Source organism: Pyxidicoccus sp. MSG2, from assembly GCF_026626705.1.
GTDB lineage: Bacteria > Myxococcota > Myxococcia > Myxococcales > Myxococcaceae > Myxococcus.
Map to the genome: position 1 here is coordinate 2,965,531 of NZ_JAPNKC010000001.1, position 21,380 is coordinate 2,986,910.

Genomic DNA, 21,380 nt, shown 5'->3' on the forward strand with positions numbered 1-21,380 from the left:
TCAGGCGGTACCGCCGTCCCAGTCGACTTTGTAGGCGTACACCCAGGCATTCGCCTCCGCCGCGCGCTTGAGGAAGAGCGGCAGGAGCCTGTCCCGGAACCACGCGCCGACGGGGCCGGGTGCACCCTTCGTGTTGCCGGTGCGCCGGGCCTGCCGCGTCAGCTTCTCCACGCGCTCCTTGCGCAGGCCCTGGTAGCGGGCGAAGGCGGCCTCCGGCTCCGGGGTGTCCCTCAGGCACCGGGCCAGCATGAGCGCGTCCTCCATGGCCATCGACGCGCCCTGCCCCACGTGAGGCGACGTGGCGTGCGCGGCATCTCCCACGAGGCAGACGCGCCCCTGGTGCCAGCGCGGCAGGAAGGGGATGTCGTGGATGGGGTAGCAGGAGATGCTGGCCTCCTCAGTCGCGCGGATGATGTCGGGGATGGGCGAGGCGTCATCGGCGTGTAGCGCCAGCAACCGCTCCTTCCAGGCTCCGGCGATGGCGGGCTTCAGTGAGCCTCGCGCGGGCTCCTCGGCCTGGGACTCGTTGCTGAACCAGTACACCTCCCCGGACGGGGCGACGCAGTAGCCAAAGAAGGCCCGCCGCCCGAAGGTCATCTGCATCAGGCCGCCCGGCGGGGCAGGTATGGCGCAGCGGGAGAAGCCGCCCCACCCCAGCAGCCCCGTGTACTCGGGCCCCTTGGCGCCCGGGAGCAGGAGCTCGCGCGTGCGCGAGCGCAGGCCGTCACAGCCGAGGAGGAAGTCCCCTCTCGCGGTACTGCCATCCTTGAAGCGGGCCTCGACGCCGTCGGCGGTGGAGTCGAAGGACTCGAGGGCCCTGCCCAGCTCCACCCGGATGCCCCGGCGGAGTGCCTCCTCGCGCAGCACCCGGTGCAGCAGGCCCCGCTTGATGACCAGGCTCGCGGCGCCGTAGCGCCGCTCCTCGGGCCCGTTGTCCATCACCCCGATGCGCCGTCCCGCCCCATTCCAGAAGGCGATGCCGCCGCACGGAAAGCCCGCTGCCTGGACCTGGGCGTCGACACCCAGCGTCTTGAGCACGTTGACGCCGTTGGGCGCCAGGTTCAGGAAGGCGCCCGCCTCGTCCATGGCGTCGCTCCGGGCCTCGTAGATGACCGACTCGATGCCCGCGCGCTGCAGCGCCATGGCCACCACCGGCCCTGCGATGCCACAGCCCGTTATCAATGCGTGTCCGTTCCTCGTGCGCATCCGTGTTCCCTCCTGGGACCTGATGCGCCGAGTGTTGCTTCAGCCCGCAGGGCGCTTCTTTCCAGCGCTTGCCGGCGATTGCCCGTTCTTGCGGCGTTGTTGCGGCCATGCGCCACGGCCCTGCATCTCCGTGAGGGCGATACGCCGCTCCGACCGGATACGCCAGATGCGGCGACCGCCATGGGCGCGTGCTTGCGCAGCAACCATGCATCGTCGCCGTACGTCGCGGCTATGCGCCGTCCCCACCGGCGCCGGCACCTCGGCGGAATCGCGCCGGAGTGAAGCCCGTCGCCCTGCGGAACGCGGTGGTGAGGCGGCTCTGCGAGCTGAAGCCACACGCGAGCGCGATGTCCGCGAGGGGCAATTCCGTGTCGCGGAGAAGCTCCTGCGCCTTCTCCACACGGAGCCGCTCCACGTAGGCCCTGGGCGTTTCCCCCGTCGAGGACTTGAAGGCCCGGGCGAAGTGGTACGGGCTGAGCTGCGCGCGCTCCGCCAGGTCGGCCAGCCGGAGCGGGCCGTCCAGGTGCGCGACGGCGAAGAGGTGGACGCGCCGCACCGCCGCCGGGGAGAGGCCCCCTCGCGAGCGGTTGGGCCTCGGGCGGCTCGATGCGGGCTCGGCCGCGAGCGCACGGAGGCGAGCCGTGTGCTCTTCCTGGATGGCCCGCGCCTCGGAGAGGAAGCGGGCCACCACCTTCAAGTCGCTCATGCGCCACGTGGAGAAGCGACGAAAGCCCTCGTCGCGCAGGGGCCCCCAGAGGCTCTCAATCCATTCCAGCGCGTGCGAGGTGAGTTCCACCCGCGCCTCACGTCGGGCGTCCACGGCGGAGCGCGCACGGACGTAGCCCGCCAACTCCAGCCGGTCGAGCACGGCCGCGTGCTCGCGCGCACCCAGCCCCGCGGCGGTGGCCAGCTCCGACTCCGTGGCGGGCCCGTAGCGCAGCCGGTCCAGGTACTGCAGCTCGGTCCGCCCGAGCGCGAGCACCACCCCGGCGGCATCGTTGACGGACTCGGCGGCGCTCTGGAAGAGCGGCACCGCCTGCGCGAACTCGGCGAACAGCGCTTCACGCTTCGCGTTGCCGCGCCGGGAGGGTGCCTGGGCCATGGAGCCTTGAACTCTGCCACGGCACGCCGGGCCCCGCAGCCGTCAGGGATGCGTGAGTCGACGCGTCCCTGTGAATGCGCCCGGCCGAAGAGGCCCTACACGCTTTGGACTTCGCTGGTTCGAATCCAGCCCCCTCCGCCATACGGAGGGGTAGACGGGCGCGTAACTCACCCCGGAATCAGGAAGCGGGCGATGACGCGCTTGAGGCCCACGCCTCCGCCGAACTCCACCGTCACCTTCGCATTCGGCCCGTTGCCGTCCGTGGACACCACGCGGCCGGTGCCGAACTGCTCGTGGCGCACGCGCATGCCGCGCACGTCGCCGCCCACCCCGTCCATGTCCGACGCCTGCGAGTACGAGCGGTCGATGCGCGGCCCGTCGTCCTCGTCCCACGTGCGCTTGCGCGGCGCCACCGCGACGGCACGGGGCGGCTCGGGCACGTCCTGCTCGCTGATGCCGAAGAGCGCCGGCGGCACGTCCCTCAGGAAGCGGCTGGGCGGGTTGTAGCGCAGCTCTCCGAACAGCGAGCGGCACTGCGCCAGGCTCACGAACAGCCGCTTGCGCGCGCGGGTGAAGCCCACGTAGCAGAGGCGCCGCTCCTCGGCCATGTCCTCGCTGTCGTCCGGGTCCTCGCCCTTGAGTGCGCGCGCGTGCGGGAAGACGCCGTCCTCCAGGCCGGTGAGGAACACCGCGTCGAACTCCAGGCCCTTCGCCGCGTGCAGCGTCATCAGCGCCACCCGGCCCTCGCCCACCTCCGCGTCCGCCTCGCCCACCAGCGAAATCTGCTCCAGGAAGGCCTGCAGCGGCGGCGTGTCCGCCGTCAGCGGCGCCGCGTCCACCTCCGGCGGCACCTCCGCCGGGGCGTTCTGCGCCGCCTGCACCGCCGCGGCCGCGCGGTTCAAGTCGAACTCCTGCGCCGCGCCCAGGAACTCCTTCAAGTTCTCCGCGCGCGTCTGGGACTCGTCGCTGCCCTCGGCCTGCAGCGTCTCCACCAGCTTCGTCTCGCGCAGCATCTGGTCCACCGCGCTCGCCGCATCCTTCGTGTCCTGCGCGAAGGCGGTCAGCGAGGCCAGCAGGTTGCGGAAGACCTTCAGCCGCTTCGTCGCCGTGGCGTTGAGCGCGGGGATTTCCTCCGGCTGCGCCAGCGCCTCGTAGAGGCTCACGCCCTTCGAGTTGGCATGGTCCGTCACCCGCTCCACCGTGGTGTCGCCGATGCCGCGCGCCGGCGTGTTGATGATGCGCAGCAGGTCCGCGTCCGACTTCGGGTTCACCATCAGCCGCAGGTACGCGGAAGCGTCGCGCACCTCCGCCCGGTCATAGAAGCTGCGCCCGCTCACCAGCGTGTACGGCACCCGCGCCAGCCGCAGCGCCTCTTCCAGCACGCGGCTCTGCGCGTTCACCCGGTAGAACACCGCCATGCTGGAGAACTTGATGAAGCCCTCCCGCTGGAGCGCCAGAACCTGCCGCGCCACCTCCTGCGCCTCGGAGCGCTCGTCGCGGTTGAGCAGCAGGCTCAGCGTCTGGCCCTTCTGCCGCTCCGACCAGAGCTTCTTCGGCATGCGCCGCGCGTTCTTGCTGATGACCTCGTGCGCCGCCGTGAGGATGTTCTGGTCCGAGCGGTAGTTCTGCTCCAGCTTCACCACCTTCGCGCCCGGGTACTGCTGCGGGAAGTTGAGGATGTTGTCCACGTTGGCGCCGCGCCAGCGGTAGATGGACTGGTCGTCGTCGCCCACCACCACCAGGTTCGCCGACGGCGGCGGCGCCAGCTGCTTGAGCAGCTCGTACTGCACCGGGTTGGTGTCCTGGAACTCGTCCACCAGCACGTGGTGGAAGCGGCGCCGGTAGTTCTCCAGCACCTCCGGCCGCGTGCGGAACAGCGTCACCAGGAGCAGCAGCAAATCACCGAAGTCCACCGCGTTCGCCGTGCGCAGCCGCTCCTGATAGGCCGCATACACCTTGCGGATGAGCTGGCCGCGCTCGTCCCCAGGCTCCACCTGCATGTGCTGCGGCAGGCGCGCCGCGTTCTTCTCCTGGTCGATGCGGTGCAGGATTTCGCGCGGCTGCATGGGCACCTCGATGCCCGCGTCGCGCATGGCCCGCTTCACCACGTTGAGCTGGTCCCCGTCGTCGTAGATGACGAACGAGCGGGTGAGCCCCACGTGCTCCGCCTCGCGGCGCAGAATCATGGCCGCGGACGAGTGGAACGTGCTCACCACCAGGTCGTTCGCCTGGGCACCGAGCAGGTGGGTGAGGCGCTCGCGCATCTCGCGTGCGGCCTTGTTCGTGAAGGTGACGGCGAGAATGCGCCACGGGAAGACGCGGCGGACCATCACCAGGTGCGCCACCCGGCGGGTGATGACGCGCGTCTTGCCGCTGCCGGCGCCCGACAGGACGAGCAGGGGACCGTCGCCGTGCAGCACGGCCTCGCGCTGGGGCGGGTTCAGGTCTTCGAGGAGGGCGGATTCGTGGGGGTTCACGGGAGGCTCGAAAAGGAACCCCTGCTTCTAACGTCTTTCCCCCACCGGTGGGCGTCCTTCCACCGCGCCACCGCCTGCCCGGTCCCCCCCGCGGCGTACGCTCGGGTATAAGGAAACGGCACATGTCCGACACCCCGTCCGGCCCCCCCTCCCGGCCCTCCCAGGCCGACCTGGACCGCTACGCAGAGCTCTTCAACAAGAGCCTCACCCTGCGTCACTTCGGCGCGCAGGTCTCCTTCCCGGAGGGCACCAAGGTGGTCATCAGCCTCCCCGAATTGCGCCCCGAGCACCGCGGCGGCCTGGGCAGCGGCGCGGCCGTCAACGGCGGAATCCTGGCCGCCATGTTCGACCTCGCCATCGGCTGCAGCGGCGCCCTGGTGGACCCCAGCCGCCGCTGCGCCACCGTGCAGCTCTCCATGAGCTTCGAGCGCCCCGTCACCGGCGCCGACTTCCGCGTGGAGGCGGAAATCGACAACAAGAGCGTCTCCCTCCTCTTCGCCACCGCCCGGGCCTTCGACGGGAACGGCCGCGAGTGCGCCCGCTGCCAGGGCGTCGTGAAGCTCTCCAACCTCCCCTGGCCCTCCGGCGAGAGCCCCGCCATCAACTGAGCCCCGGCGTCAACCGACCTTTGGCCACTCCTCCCCACATATTCACGGCGCCCGCCGATATGTCCGGCACGGACAGTCGTTACCCGGGCACCGGGGAGCAGACCGTTCCCTCAGACGCCTCAGAGCGACGGGAAGACGGCATGAGTGCAGCCGTGCAGGGCCTGCGGATGACGCTGCGGATGCCAAAGGAAGCCGAGGAGCCAGTGGAAGCCGAAGCGTCGCGTGGGGGGGACGAGGAGACCCTTGCGCGGCGTGCGCTGGCCGGCGACCGGGCGGCCTGGGATGCGTTGGTGGCACGCCACCACCGTCGGGTCGTGGTATCGCTGCTCGCCAAGGGCGTCCGGGTGGACCGGGCGCATGAGCTGGCCCAGGAGACGTGGGCGCGGCTCATCCAACAACAGCAGCGGGGGCTGCTGACGGAGCTGCGCCTGCCCAACCTCGCGCTCACCCAGGCGGCCTTCCTGGCCGCGGACGATGCCCGCCGCTCCCGGCGGGAGTCCATCTCCGGGGCGGTGGAGGAGTTGCCGGAGCGGCAGCACCCGGTGGACCCGTCGGTGTCCGCGGAGCGGCGCCTCCTGTCGGAGGAGCAGCTGTCCCGCGCCCATGCCGCGCTCGCGCAGGTGTCGCCGAGCGCGAGAACCGTCTTCCTCCTGGCCTGTGACGGCCAGGAGCTACCCCATGCCGAAGTCGCCGCGCGTGTCGGACTGTCCGTCCAGCGCGTACGACAGATCCTGTGCGAGGTTCGCAAGAAGCTGCGGACCGCGCTCGAGGAGGAGACCCATGCTTAAGCCCCACCTGACCCGCGACTCCGCGGAGCAATACATCCTGGGGGCACTCTCACCCGAGGCCTCGGCCGCGCTGGAGACCCACACGCTGGAGTGTGAGCCGTGCGCGAGGCTCCTGCGGGAAGAGGCCGTCCTCTCCGAGCAGCTCGAGGAGGTGGCCCAGGCGTTCCCTCGGGAGGACCGCGTCATCCGCCCCGCCCGCTGGCACGTGCGGCGCGCGGCGGCGGGCGCGGTCGGCGCGGCGCTCGCGGCGGCGGCCTCGCTGGCCCTGGTCCTGCTGCCCGGCGGCCGCGTCCACCCCCCGTCCGACGGCGTCGGAAGCGCTCTGACTTCGCCCGGCTTGGAGCTGGAGGTCGGAGCGCCGCGAGCCATCGTCGTGGCCTGTCCGGACCTGGCCACCCAGGACTCCTGCACGCAGAACGCGGCGGACCGCGGGCTGCTGGTCCAGAACCCCTGGGGCACGGGTGAGGTGCCGCGCTACGAGGCCCGCACCGGCCTCCCCGAGGGTGCGCTGAGCGCGCGCCACCCCGTGTCGCTGTGAGGACCCACGTCATGGACTTCCGGAAGAAACTCGCCGCCCTGTTGCTCGCGCTCGCCGCCACCGCGGCCGGGGCGCAGCCGTCGGATGGCGCCCAGAAGCTGCCGGTGGGCTGGTACGTGACGGAGAGCGCGCCCAAGCGCTACGAGGCGGGCGTGGACAACTCCGCCCGGTGCGAGGGCACCCGCAGCGCCTACCTCCGCTCGCTGACGCAGGACGAGAACGGCTACGGCACCTTCATGCAGGCCTTCGGCGCGCAGGACTTCCGCGGCAAGCGGCTGCGCTTCTCCGCCGCCGTGCGCTTCAAGGACGTGGACGGCTGGGCGGGCCTGTGGATGCGCGTGGAGGGGCCGGACCCGAAGCAGCCCCTCGCCTTCGACAACATGCAGTCGCGCGCCCTGGTGGGCACTGCGGCCTGCAAGCGCTACGACGTGGTGCTGGACGTGCCGAAGGAGGCCACCACCATCATGGCCGGCCTCATCATGAGCGGCACCGGCCAGGCGTGGCTGGACGGCGTGCGCTTCGAGGTGGTGGACGCCTCGGTGCCGGTGACGGACCTGCTGGCCTCGCGTCCCGTGGTGGCCTCCACCGGCCCCGCCGGACTGGACGAGCCCTTCCCCGTGGCGAAGAACGACCAGGTGCCGCTGGGGCGCGTGGGCGACGTCTGGTTCAACCATGGCCGCGTCGCCGCGGACAAGCCGTACACGAAGCGCACCGACGGCGTCTGGGTGAGCATCCTCTCCGAGGAAGTCTACGAGCACGGCATCGAGGTGACGGGCACCTACGGCCAGCGCCCGCTCGACCTGAAGGTGAAGGCGGGAGGGCCCAGGACGCTCATCGACGGGACGTGGGGCGGCGAGGCCGTCAACATCGTCATCTCGCCGGAGAAGCTCGTCATGCGCTGGGGCCGCCTCACGCGCGAGCTGCCGCGCGACAAGAGCCCGCAGGTGGACGCCACGTGCAACCGCTACCAGCTCAACGACGGGCCCCGGGTGACGGACCAGCTCGACGTGTGCGGCGCGGCGCTCGGCACCCGGCCTCCGTCCGCGCAGCTGGTGGTGGCTCTGCTGGCCAATGGCTTCCGCCCCACGCTGCCGCCCCAGACGTTCCCCATTCCGCAGCCGCCCGTGCGCAGCCGGCAGGCGCTCGACACCGAGCGCGGCGGCTCCGGCACCGTCGCCCCGTGAGCGCGAGGGGCCCGTGACCCGGGCCCCGCCTCGCGGGGGGCGTCCCTTCAGAAGGCGAAGTCGCGCTCCAGCGTCTCGCTGCCCGCCTGCACGGACAGGTGGGCCGAGTGCGCGCCCGTGGAGGACGCGGTCGTCAAGTCGAACGACAGGCCCTCGGGCCCGTTCGTGGGTTTCAGCGAGGGACGGCCGGGACTGAGGAACACCGCCGCCGTCACCGCGCGACCCGACAGGGGCTGCACCAGGAGGCGCACGCGCTGGCGCTCGCGCACCAGCACCACGCGGAAGTCGCGCCGCTCATCCAGCACTTCACGCTGCTCCGGGTGGCGGGCCGCGGAAGGACGTCCGGACACCGGAGCGCGGGAGCTGCGCGCGGCGCGGCCCACGGCGCCCTCCTCCATGTCCATGTCCAGCGCCTCCTCCACCGCCTCCTCGCCCTCGCCCAACGCCAGCACGGCCTGGGCGCACTCGCCACAGCGGGCCGTGTGCGCATCCACCCGCGCGCGCTCGTCCTCGGTCATCATCCCCATGTCGAAGCGCCAGAGGTCGTCCGCGGTGAGGTGACGGCGCGGTGGCGCGTCCACGGGCGCCGCGTCCGCCATGTCCGCGCGGCAGTCCACACAGCCCTGGAGGTGGGGAGTCAGTGACTGGGGCCTGCCCGTCCAGGTGGCCACCAGGTCATCGCAACCGGCCCGGGCGGAGAACCACCAGGCCGTGTCCTGCTCGGCGGGCTCGAGAAGCTCCAGCTCCTGCCGTCGCTGCGGATTCAACGGGATGAACCAACGGGCTCTCGGGCGGAGTGACGAATCCAGTGTCCCGAGCGCGGAGAGAAATGAATCTCGAAGCTGCGCGGCGTCACCTTGAAGGGCCCCGTGAAGTCCCTCCCAGGCGGCCAGTGCGCGGGCGGCGGAGGCGGCCCTGTCGCGGGTGGCAAGTCCCTCCAGCGCCGAGGCCCGCCACATCTCCGCCTCCTCCCCCCCGTCCAGCGCGACTTCGACTGCTTCTTCCGCGGCCCTCAACAACACCGGCTGCAGCGACTGCGGCTTCTGTGCCTTCAACCAGGCTTCGACCTGGGGCCGACCCAGGCCCCGAAGGGCGTCCTCCACACCTTCCATCCCCACCCGCGAGGAGCGACGGAGAAAGTCTCCCGCGGCCTCGAGAACTTCACCGGGAGATGACTTCGCCGAGGACAACACGGAACGGCGGGCGGAATAGCGGGACAGAGCGTCAATCATGATTTCAATCCTCCTGGGTACCCCGGGTTCTGGCCGGGAAGGAGGCTCACGCTTCCTCCCCTTGCGTCTCGCGCTGGAGATCCAGCAGGTAGAGCTTCAGGTAGGCCTGCGCGCGGCTGACGCGCTTGTAGGAGTTGACCACCGTGATGTTCAGGCGCCGGGCACATTCTTCGTGATCCTCGACGTCTTCGTGGTGGTACAGCTCCCATGCAGAGGCCTCCTTCGGGTGCTCCTGCTGGAGTCGGGCAAACGCCGCCCAGTACAGCTCCTGGGCCTCGGCGCGCTGCTCGCTCCGCTTTCCCGCCTCGACGGCGCGGGCCACCTCGGAGGGTGGCTCCTCCATGGCGTCATCGGGGTCTGACGGAGGCGCCGCGAGCTCCTCGCGGTGCCGCCGGTAGAAGTCGATGGCCACGTGCTTGACGATGCGCAGGAAGAACGTCTTGGGAGACGCGCTCCGGCCGGGCATCTGCTCCGAGACGCCCCTGAACTGGTCGAGGCCGCGGTCGATGAACTTCCCCACCGCGTCCTGGAAGAGCTCGTCCGCGTCCGCTGGGGAACCGCGGCCGTAGCTCGCCTGAATCTTGCTGATGACATAGCGCGCGGGGCGGCCCCACCGGTCCACCAACGAACCGAGGTGGGCCCCGACGGGCTCGCCAGCGGCGCGGCGGCGGACCACCTCCGCGAACAATTCGTCATCCGTGAGCTGCTCGTACACCGGAAGGACCTGAGGCCTGCGCCGGGAGAACCCCCCCGGGAGATGGGATTACGGGGATGTGGCGCGGCAAGGTACCACGTTGGCATCCGCAGGCAGCCTCCGAGACGAGCAGGAAGGCCCCAAACCGCCTGGAAATGCGGACAGTTGGAACCTCCAGGGGCCGGACGGTGACCGCGCCGATTTCCTGACAAAATGCCTCTAAGGAAGGGAAGCGGTCCAGAAGCCCGGAAAATCCCGCCGTCAGGAACGCCGAAAAGGCGCGTCCCTGCCCGCATCGCTTTCGAGCGCCCGGCCGAAGAGGCCCTACAAGCCTGTGGTTCAACTCCACGCACCTACCATTGGTAAGTGAACGTCGACGGTTCGACACTGACCTATCACGTCAGCATTTCCGGCTTCTTCACTCGGGCACTCATTCTTTTCGAGGTCTTGCGTCATGTCCGCCCGCACCATCGTCATCGGAGACCTCCACGGCTGTCACGACGAGGCCCTGGAGCTGCTCGCCAGGGTGGGCGCCACGTCCAGCGACCGGGTCATCTTCGCGGGGGACCTGGTGGACCGCGGCCCGAAGCGGCGCGAGTGCGTGGAGCTGGCGATGCGGCACGAAGCCATCCTCGGCAACCACGAGGAGAAGCACCTCCAGCAGCGCCGCCGCTCGGACGACCGGCTGGTGCCGGACCACCTCGAGACGCGCCGGGTGCTGGAGCCGGAGCACTACGACTGGATGGCGGGCCTGCCCCACTTCATCCGGCTGCCGGAGCACAACGCCATCGTCGTGCACGCCGGCATGCTGCCCGACAGGCCCGTCGAGGCCCAGGACCCCTACCATCTGCTCCACGTGCAGTGCATCCAGCCACCCTCCGCCAAGAGCTACTGGCCATCCAAGGCTCCTGACGGGTGGACGTTCTGGACGCACCACTGGAAGGGTCCGGAGCGGGTCATCTTCGGCCACACCGTCTTCGACCAGCCGCTCGTCACCGAGCACGCGGTGGGTATCGACACCGGCTGCGTGTATGGCCGCTCATTGACGGCGGTGGTGCTCCCCACCTGGGAGCTCGTCTCGGTGCCGGCCCGGAACACGTACCGGGGCGGCAAAGAGGTGGCGAAGTTCCCGGTACACGGCGACGTGTGCGTCTACTCCTGAAGCACTGACAGCTTTCGCGCCCGTCCGACGGGGTCCCACACGCAAAGAGGCGCGGGTTCGACTCCCGCCGGCCGCTCCTGTGCGGCCGTAGCTCAATGGTAGAGCGCTGGACTCCAACTCCAGAGGACAACCGGCCTCGTCACTCGGGCGCACTTTTCTTCCTTCTCAACGACTTCGCACGGGCGGCCTTCGCTGACGTGAAGGCCCCCGTGCGTTCCACGCGCGGTGCACTCCCCTCGCCCCTCACGCGAGAGGTCCGCCCCGCGCCTGACCCGCGGCATGTCCCGAAAGGGGAACACCCATGACGACCACGACGCAGAACACGAACCTGTTGCCCGAGGCGCAGCGCGGCCCGGCCGAGCGGCTGCTGGACCTGGTGCTCGGGGGCTCGGCGCACCTGTGGCACAACCGGCCCGGGCTGGACGTGAATGGCACCTGGTACGCGGCGGCGCACGCCACCCCGGCGCAGAAGGCCAGCGGGCGGCCGGTGAAGCCGGGCCTCTTCGTGCCGGCGGCGGTGAAGCTCTACCGGCAGCTGCTGGACATCTACAAGCTCAACGCGGAGCTGATGGCGCACTTCGCGTCGTACGCGCTGACTCAGACGGACTGGCGTGACCTGAAGGTGGCCACGTGCGCGCTCATGCTGGTGCAGGAGCACGCGGGCCAGCCCGTGCGCGACGACAACGGCCAGGTGGCGTTCCACGACGACGACTGGCGGGCCATCGGCGAGGCGATGGTGCTCCACTACGAGCGCAAGTCCACGCGCATGCTCGCGCCCAAGGCCGTGCTGCGGGTGGCGGAGCTGCTCGAGCAGCCGGAGATTGCACGCCTCAACCGCGAGGCGGGCTTCGGTGACCCCGCGTCCCGCAAGGCGCCGCTGGGCCGCTGGAAGCGCGTCGCGTCCAAGTGGCTGGCGGCACGTGAGGCGAACCTGCCGATGCTCCAGGGTCTGGTGAAGGCCGGGTACAAGGAGACGTTGAAGAAGCTGGCGCGCAAGGCGGGGTACAAGCCGGGCACGCAGGGCTTCTTCGAGGTGCTCGGCTGGAAGCAGAAGCAGTCCGACGCGGGCCACCGCACGGTGGGTCTGACGGGCCTGACGCTGGTCAAGCGCGAGCGCTTCGACGGGCTGTCGGAGGCGGAGATCTGCGAGTGGGTCGAGCTGGAGCGCCTCTCCTACAAGGAGGTGGTGGGCCGGCTGCCGAAGGACGTGGGCCTCACGCCGGCCATCATGGCGGCCCTGCTCCCGTCCCTGTCGGACCGTGACCTGCGGCTGATGACGCCGACGCTGGAGGAGCTGGGCCTGCTGGCGGAGCCCACGGTGCGCGCGCGCTGGGAGAAGGCGGTGGCGAGCGCCACGGACCAGCGGGCGCTGAACATCGCGAAGAACGTGCGCAGCGTGGTGCTGCGGCAGAAGCTGGAGGAGGCGAGCGACAACGCGGCCCGTACCGCGGTGGCGGAGGCGACGGCGGAGACCGACGTGAGGGTGATGTTCCTCATCGACAAGTCGGGGTCCATGGAGGGGGCCATCGAGAACTCGAAGGAGGCGCTCGCGCGCATCCTCGCGGGCTTCCCGCTGGAGAAGCTGCACATCGCGGCGTTCGACACGATGGGCACGGTGCTGCGGCCGAAGGCGGCCAACCGCACCGCCGTCCAGCACATGCTGGCCGGGCTGAAGGCGTCGGGTGGCACCACGCACGCGGCCGCGTTGCAGGCACTGCACCGCGACGGCGTGAGGGTGCCGGAGGGGGCGAAGCTGGTGGTCATCGTGGTGGGTGACGAGGCGGGCGAGGCAGGGGACCAGCTCGCCCGGGCGTTCCGCGACTTCGGCTACTCCGTGGCGGCCATGGCGTTGCTGGTGTCCGTGGCGGGTGCGCGCGGCAACACGGTGCGCACGTGCGCGGGGCAGCTGAAGGTGCCGTTCAGCGAGGTGAACGTGGACCAGTTCGCGGACCCGTACCAGGTGCCGCGCGTGCTGAAGGCGCTGCTGGACGCGCCGGCGGCACAGGGCGGTGCCACCACCGTGCAGTCCGGGTGGGTGGAGCGGGTGATGCGCACGCCGCTGCTGAAGGTGGCGTGAGTCGGACGTAGCAGTGGGAAAGGAGGAGGCGACGTGGACTACCGGAAGTTCCTCGGGAAGGTGGAGTCGGCGGTGCTGCCGTATCTTGGCGGCGGCACCGTGGACGCCCCCTCGCGCCGCCTCCGTGTCGCCACCCCGGTCCGTCCGGGGTGGTGGCGCTTCGAGGTGCAGGGGCGTGTGGCGACGGCGCGCGAGCCGGCCGGGCCGGAGGGCCTGGATGGGTTGCCGCGCGTGCGGGGCCATGTGTGGGGCAGCCGGCTGGTGCGCGAGGGCGCGGTGGCCGAGCCCCTGGAGTTGATGCCGGAGGAGGAGCCGCCCCGGCTGGCGCTGGTGAGCGCCCGCAGGTGGCATGACGGCTCGCTCCTGTTCGACGGGCTGGAGTTCGAGGGTGAGGCGGAGGACGCGGCACGCCGCGCGCTGGAGGAGGGGCAGTCCCTCTCTAGTGCGAAGGGCGTGAGCGCGGCGCTGCGGGCGGCGTTCGGCTACGCGCTGCTGGAGGGTGCGTCGCGCGCGCTGGCCATCCGCTTCGCGCCGGCCGAGGTGCGCGCGCGGGTGCTGGACGTGGCGGAGGGCGGCCGCGAGAAGGCGGAGGCGTGCCTGCGCCACCTGGTGGCCGAGCGCGAGGCGCACCTGCGGGCACGGGCGGCGCGGGAGGCACGGACGCAGGAGGAGCGCGAGGCGGCGCTGGCTCGGGAGTACGCGGCGGGGCTGGTGTCGGAGGCACAGCGGCGGGCGGCGGCGGGCGGCGCGTATCCGGCGGACACGATGGCCGAGGCCCAGCGGCGGGCGCTGGCGGGGGGCGCATACCCCGGGGGCACGATGTCCGAGGCCCAGCGGCGGGCGCTGGAGCGCGACGCCGCGGCGGGACGGGCGCACACGGCACAGGTGGTGGCCGAGGCGCTGCGCCAGTCCGCGCGGCACGGGCGGCGGGGCACGCAGGAAGACAGCGTGGAGCGCGCGGAGCGGGCGCTCCAGAGCGCCGGTGCGCGGCTGCGCGATGTGCGGCGGCTGGGCGGCAACCGGCTGGAGGTGACGTATGCCTTCATGGGCGAGCGCTTCATCTCCATCGTGGATGCCCACTCGCTCCAGGTGGTGGACGCGGGCGTGTGTCTGGCGGGCGCGGACAGCGAGGTGACGCTGGAGAGCCTGCCGTCCGTCATCCGCGAGGCCATCGACACGGGCGTGCTGGTGATTACGCGGCACGCGTAGACGGGAAGGAGGAAACCATGAGGACGCGAGAGGTGTGCCTGCTCATCGGCCGGGACGGTGACGTGCTGTGGAGCGACGAGTCCGACAACGCGTTCCTCCTGCCGGACTCGCGCGAGCGGTGGGAGGCCATCTGGCAACTGCGGGCGGAGCTGGCGGAGGTGGCGCACAGCCACCCCGAGGGCCCGCTCGGCTTCTCCGCCGAGGACGAGAGCACCATGTCCGCGCTCACCTCCGCGCTCGGGCGCACGCTGCGGTTCTCCGTGGTGGCGCCCGGCGGCATGGTGGCGCGCGTGGACGGGCGCGACGTGCTCGTCTCCGAGGAGCCGTGGTGGGCCGAGCCCCTGCGCCGCGCGTCGGGCATGCGCCACGCGCCGATGGCCCTCGCCTGAGCCGGGCCTCGCACCCCAGGAGCGAGGTCAGGTCAGAGGCCGAGCTCCTTCTTCAGCTCGGCGTACGCGAGTCCCGAGGCGGAGAGGCTCAGCTTGTCATCCAGTGAGTTCTCGGCAATCTCCGCGAAGGTCTTCGTGCGGCCCTGGGGAATGAAGATGGGGTCCCAATCGAAGCCGCCCTTGCCGCGCGGTGCATCCGCCAGCGTCCCTTCGACTTCCTTGAGAATCACCTTCCGCTGCTTGCCGTCGCAGAAGCAGACAGCGGTCCGGGTGATTACCCGCTTGCGCTCGGGATGGACCAGGTCGCAGAGCCTTGTCCCGAGCGTCTCCCAGAAAGGCCGGATGAGCGGCCCCGGGAGCCAGCCGAGGTCTTCGATACAGAAGGCGCCATGCTCGATGATGAGGGGAAAGCGGACCCGGGCGTAGGCCTCCGCGGCCTTGTTCAGGACGAGCGTCTTCAGGTCCGTTTCGAGGAGCTCGACGAAGGCCGACCTGCGCGCCTTGACGAAGCCCAGCTTCGACGAGCCCTGGAAGAAGTGCTCGGCCTCACGGAGCCTGTCGGCATTCGACGTGAGGTAATAGGCGGTCTTCATTCCAATCCCCTCCCGTCATCCGCCGATACTCCTCAGGAGCTCCGCGACGCTCGCGGTCTTGTCCTCCGGGTCGAGCTGGATGACGTCGACGTTCCACTGCTCGAGCAGCATCGGCTGGACCGGCCCGGAGCCATGCGTGGCGAAGAAGCACTTGCGAGGCGCCAGCGGCGCGCGGCCTCCGGCCTGGCTGCGCTGGCGAAGCTGGTGCATGCGGTACCAGATGTAGCGGATGTTCATGTCGCTGAAGCTGTAGCCGATGAACAGGAAGCTGTGGCTGAGCAGGTCCGCCCGCAGTCGCTGGTCCGCGGCATCCTCCAGCGCCATCCGGTCGAAGAAGCCGCTCTCCGTCAGGATGATGGTGTTGCGGACCTCCAGCGTGCCGTGGAACTTGATGACATCGCAGGCACCGGCCTCCTGCTTGTCCTGGTAGTCCACGAAGGAGGCCAGCACGGAGACCTTCCTTCCCGCATCCCTGAGCGCCTGCTCGATGTGGCAGTCGAAGTTGGTCGTGTAGATGGTGTGGAACTGGTCCAGGAGGGCCAGGGCCTTGTGCGTGGGAGAGGCCTTGCGGAGTTGACAGGCCTCTTCCGAGTTGAACTTCCGCGCCATGCCATAGACGAGGCGCTCGAAGTTGTTCGGGTGCGCCACGGCGAAGAACTCCGCGAGTTGCTCGGCGCTGCCGTGCTCCTTGAACAACTCCGGCTCGAAGCCCAGCGGCTCCGCCATGGACGCGATGAGCTCGCTCCAGTCCGGCAGGCGCAGCGGCTTGGAGAAGCCCGCGCCCAGAAAGGGAATGAGCCGCCCTTCCCGGTATTCCTGCTGGAGCAACGGCGCAGCCTGGGGCAGTTCGAGAACGGCCATGGTCACCTCCGTGGCCGGTGGCCGGGGAGCACGTTCCTGCAATCGCACCTTGTCCACGTGGCCCCATCGCAACAAGCCCGGGGCCTGCCTGGTCCTGCCGCCCTTCAGGGTCAGATGGCCCGGCCCCAGAGGTCCCGCAGGTCATGCGGGAGCTGGGACATCACGTCCTCGGCCTCGCCCTCGGAAATCTGGTGCCGGAGCGCGTCCAACACGGCGCGCACCACCGGCTCCACCGCGTCCGGGTTGAGCGACAAATCCTCTCCCACGCGCTTGAGCAGGTGCTCGCGTCCGAACTTGGGCGGCAGCTCCTCCTCGTGCCGCTCACAGCGGTGCAGCAGCGCCGTCAGCTTGAGGGGGAGCTGGGCCTCCAGGTCGGCGGCCTCCTCGGCCAGGATGCGCTGCTCCAGCGCGCACAGCACGGAGACGGCCGCCTGCTGGGCCACCGAGGGAGACATGCCTCCCCGCTCGCACAGGTGGTCGAGGAAGGCCTTGTACGTCTGGCTGGCGCGAGACTCGCTCCGCTGGGCGCGCCGGACCTCGATGGGAAGGTCGCGGCGGCTGGCCGGTCGCTCGTCCTCCTGTGGGGCGCCCTTTCCCTGCTGCTCATGGTCATCGGCCATGGGGTGTCGTTCCTCCGGGGACTCGTGCTGTCTGGGCATCACGGTGCCCACGGCGCCCCGGAGGAGCACGCCCGGGGCGGACACGCACCGCGCGCGTCCGCCTCCCCGCCCGCTACGCCGCCTTGCGCACGTACGTGTCGAAGAGTGCCCCGAAGAAGAAGCGCCCGAAGCGGGCCAGCGCCGCCAGCCGCTGCGCCGGGTCCCGCGCGTGCAGCACCCGCAGGGTGGAGAGCTGCACGGTGAAGTCCTTCGCGTTCAGCCGCAGGAACCCCCGGTACACACACGGCCCCGACGCGTCCGTGCCCCGGTGCACGGTGACGAGCAGCCGCGTGGTGTCCTCCCAGAGGTCCAGCCCCGCATCGTCGTGGACGTCCTTGTAACCATCCATGAAGAAGCGCTCTCCCGACTCGGAGACGAGCGGAAGCTGGTAACGCATCCGCCGCCCGCCCATCCGGGCCAGGTCCTTCGTCATCAGGTGCAGCACGCCCCCCTCCACCGTCAGCGGCCGGGAGGACAGCACCGGCGCCTGCACGCAGCCGGAAATGCTCAGCGGGTGCAGCGAGTGGGTGAACACGGCCTCCAAATCACTCGCCTCCACGGTGACGATGAAGCGGAAGGGCGAGGTGTCCAGCCGCTCCGGGTCCCCCGCGCGCAGGAAGTCGTCATCCACCGAGCTGGAGATGTAGCCGTGCATCGTCTCGGTGAACTGAACGGACAGCGGCCGCGACGGCAGCGGCGCGGGCGCCTCGGAGACGGGTGAATAGTCCACCGTCCACCCGTGGCGCCGCGCCATCAGCGCCACGGAGCGCTCCGCCACCGCGGAGATGGTGAGCAGCGGATTGGTGCCCAGCGGCCGCGGAATCACCGAGCCGTCGCTGACGTAGAGCCCCTCGTGCACGCCGGTGCCGGACGCACCCGCGAAGAGGCGGCCCTCGTCGTCCACCACGCCCTCCTCCGCGCGCTCGGCCATGGCGCAGCCGCCGAGCGGATGCGTGCACAAGAGCTCATGGCCTGTGAGCTTGCTCCACAGCGGGTTGCGCACGAAGGTGCCGCCCAGCGCCTCGGTGGCGCGGCGCAGCCGCTCGTCCACCCGGGTGAAGACGGGCTGGAGCCCCGCGTCCGGCCAGTACACGCGCACCCGGTCTCCCGCCAGCCGCATCTCTCCCTTGCCGTCGTCGTGCGACATGACGAGGAACGTCTGCGTGTTGCGCATGGCCCCGAAGTACGGCCCGCGCAGGGCGCTCTCCGCCATGCGCGCCATCTCCTCCAGGCGGTCCTTGACGCCCCGGTCCGTGTCCTCCCCGGAGAGGGCGGAGGCCGCCGCGAGCAGCGCCGTCACCGGCCGGGCCAGGGCCCCGGGGATGACGCCGTTCTCGATGACCATGCCGTCTTCCTGATGCGGCGTGGCCCGGTCGTCGATGATGCCGCTGATGGTGGGGCCCACCGGCTCGAGCGTGTCGTGCGGCTTGTCCCCATGCCCCACGCCGTTGATGGTGACGTCGGTGTTGTAGCCGAAGGCCATCACGTCGCCGTTGTTGCTGAAGCGCCGTCCGAGCTGCTCCGAAAGTGGCAGCCCCAGCGCCTTCGAGCGCAGCAGGATTTCCGTCGTGCCCACCGTGCCCGCCGCGAGGATGACGCGGTCCGCGGTCACCCAAAGGTCCGGCGCATCGAAACGCTCGCGGCCGGCGTTCATCGGCCGGTAGTAGACGCGCCAGCGCCCGCCGTCGCGCGCGAGGTAGCGCACGCCCACCTCGGTGAAGAGCTTCGCCCCGTGCCGCGCGGCGTCCGGCAGGTAGTTCATCAGCACCGAGTTCTTCGCGCCGACGTTGCAGCCCGTCATGCAGTCACCGCACAGCGAGCACCCGGGCTGGCGCACTCCGGCGGCGTTGATGCCCGGCTCGAAGGTGACGGCCAGCGGCGGCCGTCGGAAGGTGCCGCCCAGCTTCTTCGCGGCGCGCTCCAGCGCGTGCAGCGTGGCCAGCGGCGGCGCGTCCTCCGGGTAGGGCGTGGGGCGCAGCATGTGCTCCGCCCAGGCGAAGCCGTCCTCCAGCAGCCCGTCCACGTCGTCCCGCAGCGCCGCGGGCCAGCGCGTGTCCAGGAAGACGCGCGGGTCCGGCCGCAGGGCCACGCTGGCGTTGATGAGGGACGTGCCGCCCAGGCCGCAGCCGTTGACGACCGAGACGTCGCCCCCCCGGTGCACCTCGAACAGACCCGTGGGGTTGCCCACGTCCAGGCCGCTCTCGGGGTCGAAGTGGACTTGCAGCTCCTTGAAGAACTCGGACTCGGTGCGCGGATAGTCGCCGGGCAACAGCTCGCGGCCGCGCTCCAGCACGCAGACCTGCTGGCCCGCCCGCGCCAGCCGGCTGGCGCTGATGGCGCCTCCATACCCCGAGCCCACCACCACGACGGAGTAGTGGGACTGCAGCTCGCTCCACGGTGACGACAACCTGCGCATCGACGCTCCCAATGACTGCTCCCGCCCTGCCCCACCCCTCACGCACTCCAGGTGCTACAGCCACTGCAGGCAGCCGGGGAAGAGCGACCAGGGAGACATACGCCCGAGCCGCCATTCCTTGGGCCTGCGGGGCCCTCGGACTCCACTCGGACATAGAAGGGCTTCTGGCACCGGTCAAAATCCGTCCCGGCCGGGCCGCGTCTCACTCCAGCTCCGCCGCCTCCCCATCCGCGCGGCGGAGCGCGTTGACGAGCCGGTGCGCATGCCGCGTCGTCTCCGGCTCGCGGTACTTCGGGCTCACCTTCAGCACCAGGTCCACCGCGGTGGGCAAATCCATCAGGTGGCCCGGCGACACGTATACGGGCTGCACGCCCTTGCGCGTACGCACCGCCATGCCCACCACCTCGCCCTTGTGGGTGATGGGCGCGGTGGCGCCCCGCGCGTCCCCCAGCTTCCCGTACGTGCCCACCAGCAGCGACTTGGCGCACCCGATGGACGGCACGCCGAACAGCAGCCCGCCGTGACAGGCAATCCCCATGCGTCGGGGATGCGCCGTGCCCTGCCCGTCGAAGATGACCACGTCCGGGCGCACGGTGAGCCGCTCCCACGCGGCCTTCACGATGGGCAGCTCCCGGAAGGACAGCAGACCCGGCACGTAGGGGAACGTCAGCGCCACCGCCGCCCCGGACTGCGCCACCGGCACCAGCGTGGCCGCGTCGAGGACGACGATGCCGCCGTAGCCCGTGTCGTTCCCCTTCTCCGTGGAGATGTCCGCGCCCGCCACGCGCTCCACCTTCATGCCCGCTGGGGGCTGGAGCACCAGCAGCTCGCGCAGCCGCTTCTGCAGCGCCACCGCTTCCGTGGGCGTGACATCCCAGCGGCCCACTTCTTCCCGAAGCTCCATGCGCCGGCCCTCCCGTGACTGCCGCCCAATCTGGAACCCTCCTGCCCCGAGGCAACCCACCACGTCACGTCCCTTTCATCCAACCGTGGACTACCGGACGCGAGGCCCCCCTCTGGAGCAAAGTCCCTGTTCTTTGGTCACCCGGCCTCGCGTCCCGCCTCTTGTGGAGGGGAGGGACGACGGGCGTAGCGTGGACCTTCCCTGGTACGGGAGGTCGTGATGCATCGGTTCCTCGCAGGCTGTCTCGCAGTGTCCGCGCTGGTGTTGGCCCACTCCGCCAACGCGTCCGAGTGTGGCTACACGTCCGCTGGCTGGAATGCCCCCAATGGCGCGGTGGTGTTCGACCGGGGCGAGGGCCCCATCCGCAACGTGATGGACGCCATCGGCGAGTACCGGACGCACTCCATGCTGTCCCACGGCGCCATCGGCAGCGTGTCCCACGCCACCATGAAGGACCCGGACCAGAACGGCTGGCCCACCGTGTGCGGGACGCCGCTCAACGTGAATCAGCTCCAGTACGGCTACCCGGGGCTGGAGCAGGTCAACCAGGGCGGCATCTACCACTACATGTACGACCCGAACGGCAGCGGCCCCGAGTGGACGGCGTGGCAGCTCGGCGACGCCATGGGTGCGGCCCAGGTGGCGGACAACCTCTGGTTCAACCACCCGTATGTCAGCGACGCGTCGCGCGTGGACTCGGGTCAGTACATCGACCGGCCGCTGTGGAACGGCGCGCGCGTGCCCTACTCGCTCTTCCAGTACCGCGACCTCCAGAGCGTCCACCAGATGCCGGGCAGCGCGACGAACAACGGAATGGTGTGCTCCACCTTCCTCGCCTATGCGCACAACTACGCGGGCCGGGGCTTCGTCTCCGCGTACACCTATTCGCATGACCGCATCGCCAACGCGTCCAACTCGCTCTATTCGGGCGTGTACAACCACTGCAAGTCGTCGCTCGGGTGGTTCGAGAACGCGGCTCTGACGGTCATCTGCCCCGTCTTCTGGAACGTGTGTGGCAACGCCGGCAACCAGGTGGCCAACTGCATGTCCGCCGGCCGCTGCGACACGAGCAGCAGCAGCATCTGGAAGGGCGTGCGTGACAACGCCTCCACCACCGCGACCTCCATCAGTCCGGACCGCATCGGCGGCTGGGGCGTCCACCCCATCTCCGCCACGCTGTGGGCGAGCGACTACTCGCACCAGCTCCAGTGGAACTCGGGCGGCAACGTGTACGGCTGCTGGCAGTGACGCGAGTCCCGGTTCCCTGACGGGAAGAGAGGA

General features: G+C 70.6%; 19 protein-coding genes. 9 read left to right on the forward strand and 10 right to left on the reverse strand.

Going from position 1 to position 21,380, the window contains the following annotated elements:
- From OV427_RS10920 to OV427_RS10930, 3 genes are all read right to left on the reverse strand, one after another.
- Nucleotides 1-1,206: an FAD-dependent oxidoreductase gene (locus OV427_RS10920; protein ID WP_267856034.1), complete on the reverse strand. Its 1,206-nt coding sequence runs from the start codon at nt 1,204-1,206 to the stop codon at nt 1-3.
- 229 nt (nt 1,207-1,435) lie between these two features.
- Complete coding sequence (locus tag OV427_RS10925; protein WP_267856035.1) at nt 1,436-2,308, reverse strand: helix-turn-helix domain-containing protein; 873 nt, start codon at nt 2,306-2,308, stop codon at nt 1,436-1,438.
- A gap of 167 nt (nt 2,309-2,475) precedes the next feature.
- A complete protein-coding gene (locus OV427_RS10930) occupies nt 2,476-4,785 on the reverse strand; it encodes an ATP-dependent helicase (RefSeq protein ID WP_267856036.1) in 2,310 nt (769 codons plus the stop codon).
- A 122-nt stretch (nt 4,786-4,907) separates the two neighbouring features.
- On the opposite strand from OV427_RS10930, the gene OV427_RS10935 reads away from it, so the two are divergent.
- The 4 genes from OV427_RS10935 (at nt 4,908) to OV427_RS10950 (ending at nt 7,903) form a co-directional block, all read left to right on the forward strand.
- The gene (locus OV427_RS10935) at nt 4,908-5,393 is read left to right on the forward strand and encodes a PaaI family thioesterase (RefSeq protein ID WP_267856037.1); all 486 of its coding nucleotides are present in this window, start codon (nt 4,908-4,910) and stop codon (nt 5,391-5,393) included.
- A gap of 140 nt (nt 5,394-5,533) precedes the next feature.
- The gene (locus OV427_RS10940; RefSeq protein ID WP_267856038.1) at nt 5,534-6,181 is read left to right on the forward strand and encodes an RNA polymerase sigma factor; all 648 of its coding nucleotides are present in this window, start codon (nt 5,534-5,536) and stop codon (nt 6,179-6,181) included.
- On the forward strand, nt 6,174-6,719 hold the full coding sequence (locus OV427_RS10945) for a zf-HC2 domain-containing protein (RefSeq protein WP_267856039.1): 546 nt from the start codon (nt 6,174-6,176) through the stop codon (nt 6,717-6,719). The genes OV427_RS10940 and OV427_RS10945 overlap by 8 nt, the downstream gene beginning before the upstream one ends.
- A gap of 11 nt (nt 6,720-6,730) precedes the next feature.
- On the forward strand, nt 6,731-7,903 hold the full coding sequence (locus OV427_RS10950) for an AraC family transcriptional regulator (protein ID WP_267856040.1): 1,173 nt from the start codon (nt 6,731-6,733) through the stop codon (nt 7,901-7,903).
- Nucleotides 7,904-7,950: 47 nt separating this feature from the next.
- Here OV427_RS10950 and OV427_RS10955 read toward each other — a convergent pair whose 3' ends face one another.
- Both OV427_RS10955 and OV427_RS10960 read right to left on the reverse strand, forming a co-directional pair.
- Nucleotides 7,951-9,135, reverse strand: a complete 1,185-nt coding sequence (locus OV427_RS10955) for a hypothetical protein (RefSeq protein ID WP_267856041.1) — start codon at nt 9,133-9,135, stop codon at nt 7,951-7,953.
- Between the two features lie 46 nt (nt 9,136-9,181).
- Complete coding sequence (locus OV427_RS10960; RefSeq protein ID WP_267856042.1) at nt 9,182-9,850, reverse strand: RNA polymerase sigma factor; 669 nt, start codon at nt 9,848-9,850, stop codon at nt 9,182-9,184.
- Nucleotides 9,851-10,283: 433 nt separating this feature from the next.
- Between OV427_RS10960 and OV427_RS10965 the strand changes: the two genes are divergently transcribed.
- The 4 genes from OV427_RS10965 (at nt 10,284) to OV427_RS10980 (ending at nt 14,666) form a co-directional block, all read left to right on the forward strand.
- Nucleotides 10,284-10,991, forward strand: coding sequence for a metallophosphoesterase (locus OV427_RS10965; protein WP_267856043.1), 708 nt, complete (start codon nt 10,284-10,286; stop codon nt 10,989-10,991).
- Between the two features lie 301 nt (nt 10,992-11,292).
- Nucleotides 11,293-13,068 carry a vWA domain-containing protein gene (locus OV427_RS10970; RefSeq protein ID WP_267856044.1) on the forward strand — a complete coding sequence of 592 codons (1,776 nt, stop codon included), beginning with the start codon at nt 11,293-11,295 and terminating at the stop codon, nt 13,066-13,068.
- Between the two features lie 33 nt (nt 13,069-13,101).
- On the forward strand, nt 13,102-14,277 hold the full coding sequence (locus OV427_RS10975) for a hypothetical protein (protein WP_267856045.1): 1,176 nt from the start codon (nt 13,102-13,104) through the stop codon (nt 14,275-14,277).
- 17 nt (nt 14,278-14,294) lie between these two features.
- A complete protein-coding gene (locus tag OV427_RS10980; protein ID WP_267856046.1) occupies nt 14,295-14,666 on the forward strand; it encodes a hypothetical protein in 372 nt (123 codons plus the stop codon).
- Nucleotides 14,667-14,698: 32 nt separating this feature from the next.
- Here OV427_RS10980 and OV427_RS10985 read toward each other — a convergent pair whose 3' ends face one another.
- The 5 genes from OV427_RS10985 to nfi all read right to left on the reverse strand — a co-directional run bounded on the left by OV427_RS10985 (nt 14,699) and on the right by nfi (nt 20,099).
- Nucleotides 14,699-15,259 carry a non-canonical purine NTP pyrophosphatase gene (locus OV427_RS10985; RefSeq protein ID WP_267856047.1) on the reverse strand — a complete coding sequence of 187 codons (561 nt, stop codon included), beginning with the start codon at nt 15,257-15,259 and terminating at the stop codon, nt 14,699-14,701.
- A 15-nt stretch (nt 15,260-15,274) separates the two neighbouring features.
- On the reverse strand, nt 15,275-16,120 hold the full coding sequence (locus tag OV427_RS10990; RefSeq protein ID WP_267856048.1) for an SIR2 family protein: 846 nt from the start codon (nt 16,118-16,120) through the stop codon (nt 15,275-15,277).
- 110 nt (nt 16,121-16,230) lie between these two features.
- A complete protein-coding gene (locus tag OV427_RS10995; RefSeq protein ID WP_267856049.1) occupies nt 16,231-16,740 on the reverse strand; it encodes a DUF2267 domain-containing protein in 510 nt (169 codons plus the stop codon).
- Nucleotides 16,741-16,852: 112 nt separating this feature from the next.
- On the reverse strand, nt 16,853-19,195 hold the full coding sequence (locus tag OV427_RS11000; protein ID WP_267856050.1) for a GMC family oxidoreductase: 2,343 nt from the start codon (nt 19,193-19,195) through the stop codon (nt 16,853-16,855).
- Nucleotides 19,196-19,397: 202 nt separating this feature from the next.
- Complete coding sequence (nfi, locus tag OV427_RS11005) at nt 19,398-20,099, reverse strand: deoxyribonuclease V (protein ID WP_267856051.1); 702 nt, start codon at nt 20,097-20,099, stop codon at nt 19,398-19,400.
- Nucleotides 20,100-20,318: 219 nt separating this feature from the next.
- Between nfi and OV427_RS11010 the strand changes: the two genes are divergently transcribed.
- Nucleotides 20,319-21,347, forward strand: a complete 1,029-nt coding sequence (locus tag OV427_RS11010) for a hypothetical protein (protein WP_267856052.1) — start codon at nt 20,319-20,321, stop codon at nt 21,345-21,347.
- The last annotated feature ends 33 nt before the right edge of the window (nt 21,348-21,380 follow it).

Excerpts from the sequence above, each read along its gene's own strand:
- OV427_RS10920 (WP_267856034.1), bottom strand. The coding sequence starts at position 1,206 with ATGCGCACGAGGAACGGACACGCATTGATAACGGGCTGTGGCATCGCA.
- OV427_RS10925 (WP_267856035.1), bottom strand. The coding sequence starts at position 2,308 with ATGGCCCAGGCACCCTCCCGGCGCGGCAACGCGAAGCGTGAAGCGCTG.
- OV427_RS10935 (WP_267856037.1), top strand. The coding sequence starts at position 4,908 with ATGTCCGACACCCCGTCCGGCCCCCCCTCCCGGCCCTCCCAGGCCGAC.
- OV427_RS10940 (WP_267856038.1), top strand. The coding sequence starts at position 5,534 with ATGAGTGCAGCCGTGCAGGGCCTGCGGATGACGCTGCGGATGCCAAAG.
- OV427_RS10945 (WP_267856039.1), top strand. The coding sequence starts at position 6,174 with ATGCTTAAGCCCCACCTGACCCGCGACTCCGCGGAGCAATACATCCTG.
- OV427_RS10950 (WP_267856040.1), top strand. The coding sequence starts at position 6,731 with ATGGACTTCCGGAAGAAACTCGCCGCCCTGTTGCTCGCGCTCGCCGCC.
- OV427_RS10955 (WP_267856041.1), bottom strand. The coding sequence starts at position 9,135 with ATGATTGACGCTCTGTCCCGCTATTCCGCCCGCCGTTCCGTGTTGTCC.
- OV427_RS10965 (WP_267856043.1), top strand. The coding sequence starts at position 10,284 with ATGTCCGCCCGCACCATCGTCATCGGAGACCTCCACGGCTGTCACGAC.
- OV427_RS10970 (WP_267856044.1), top strand. The coding sequence starts at position 11,293 with ATGACGACCACGACGCAGAACACGAACCTGTTGCCCGAGGCGCAGCGC.
- OV427_RS10980 (WP_267856046.1), top strand. The coding sequence starts at position 14,295 with ATGAGGACGCGAGAGGTGTGCCTGCTCATCGGCCGGGACGGTGACGTG.
- OV427_RS10985 (WP_267856047.1), bottom strand. The coding sequence starts at position 15,259 with ATGAAGACCGCCTATTACCTCACGTCGAATGCCGACAGGCTCCGTGAG.
- OV427_RS10990 (WP_267856048.1), bottom strand. The coding sequence starts at position 16,120 with ATGGCCGTTCTCGAACTGCCCCAGGCTGCGCCGTTGCTCCAGCAGGAA.
- OV427_RS10995 (WP_267856049.1), bottom strand. The coding sequence starts at position 16,740 with ATGGCCGATGACCATGAGCAGCAGGGAAAGGGCGCCCCACAGGAGGAC.
- OV427_RS11000 (WP_267856050.1), bottom strand. The coding sequence starts at position 19,195 with ATGCGCAGGTTGTCGTCACCGTGGAGCGAGCTGCAGTCCCACTACTCC.
- nfi (WP_267856051.1), bottom strand. The coding sequence starts at position 20,099 with ATGGAGCTTCGGGAAGAAGTGGGCCGCTGGGATGTCACGCCCACGGAA.
- OV427_RS11010 (WP_267856052.1), top strand. The coding sequence starts at position 20,319 with ATGCATCGGTTCCTCGCAGGCTGTCTCGCAGTGTCCGCGCTGGTGTTG.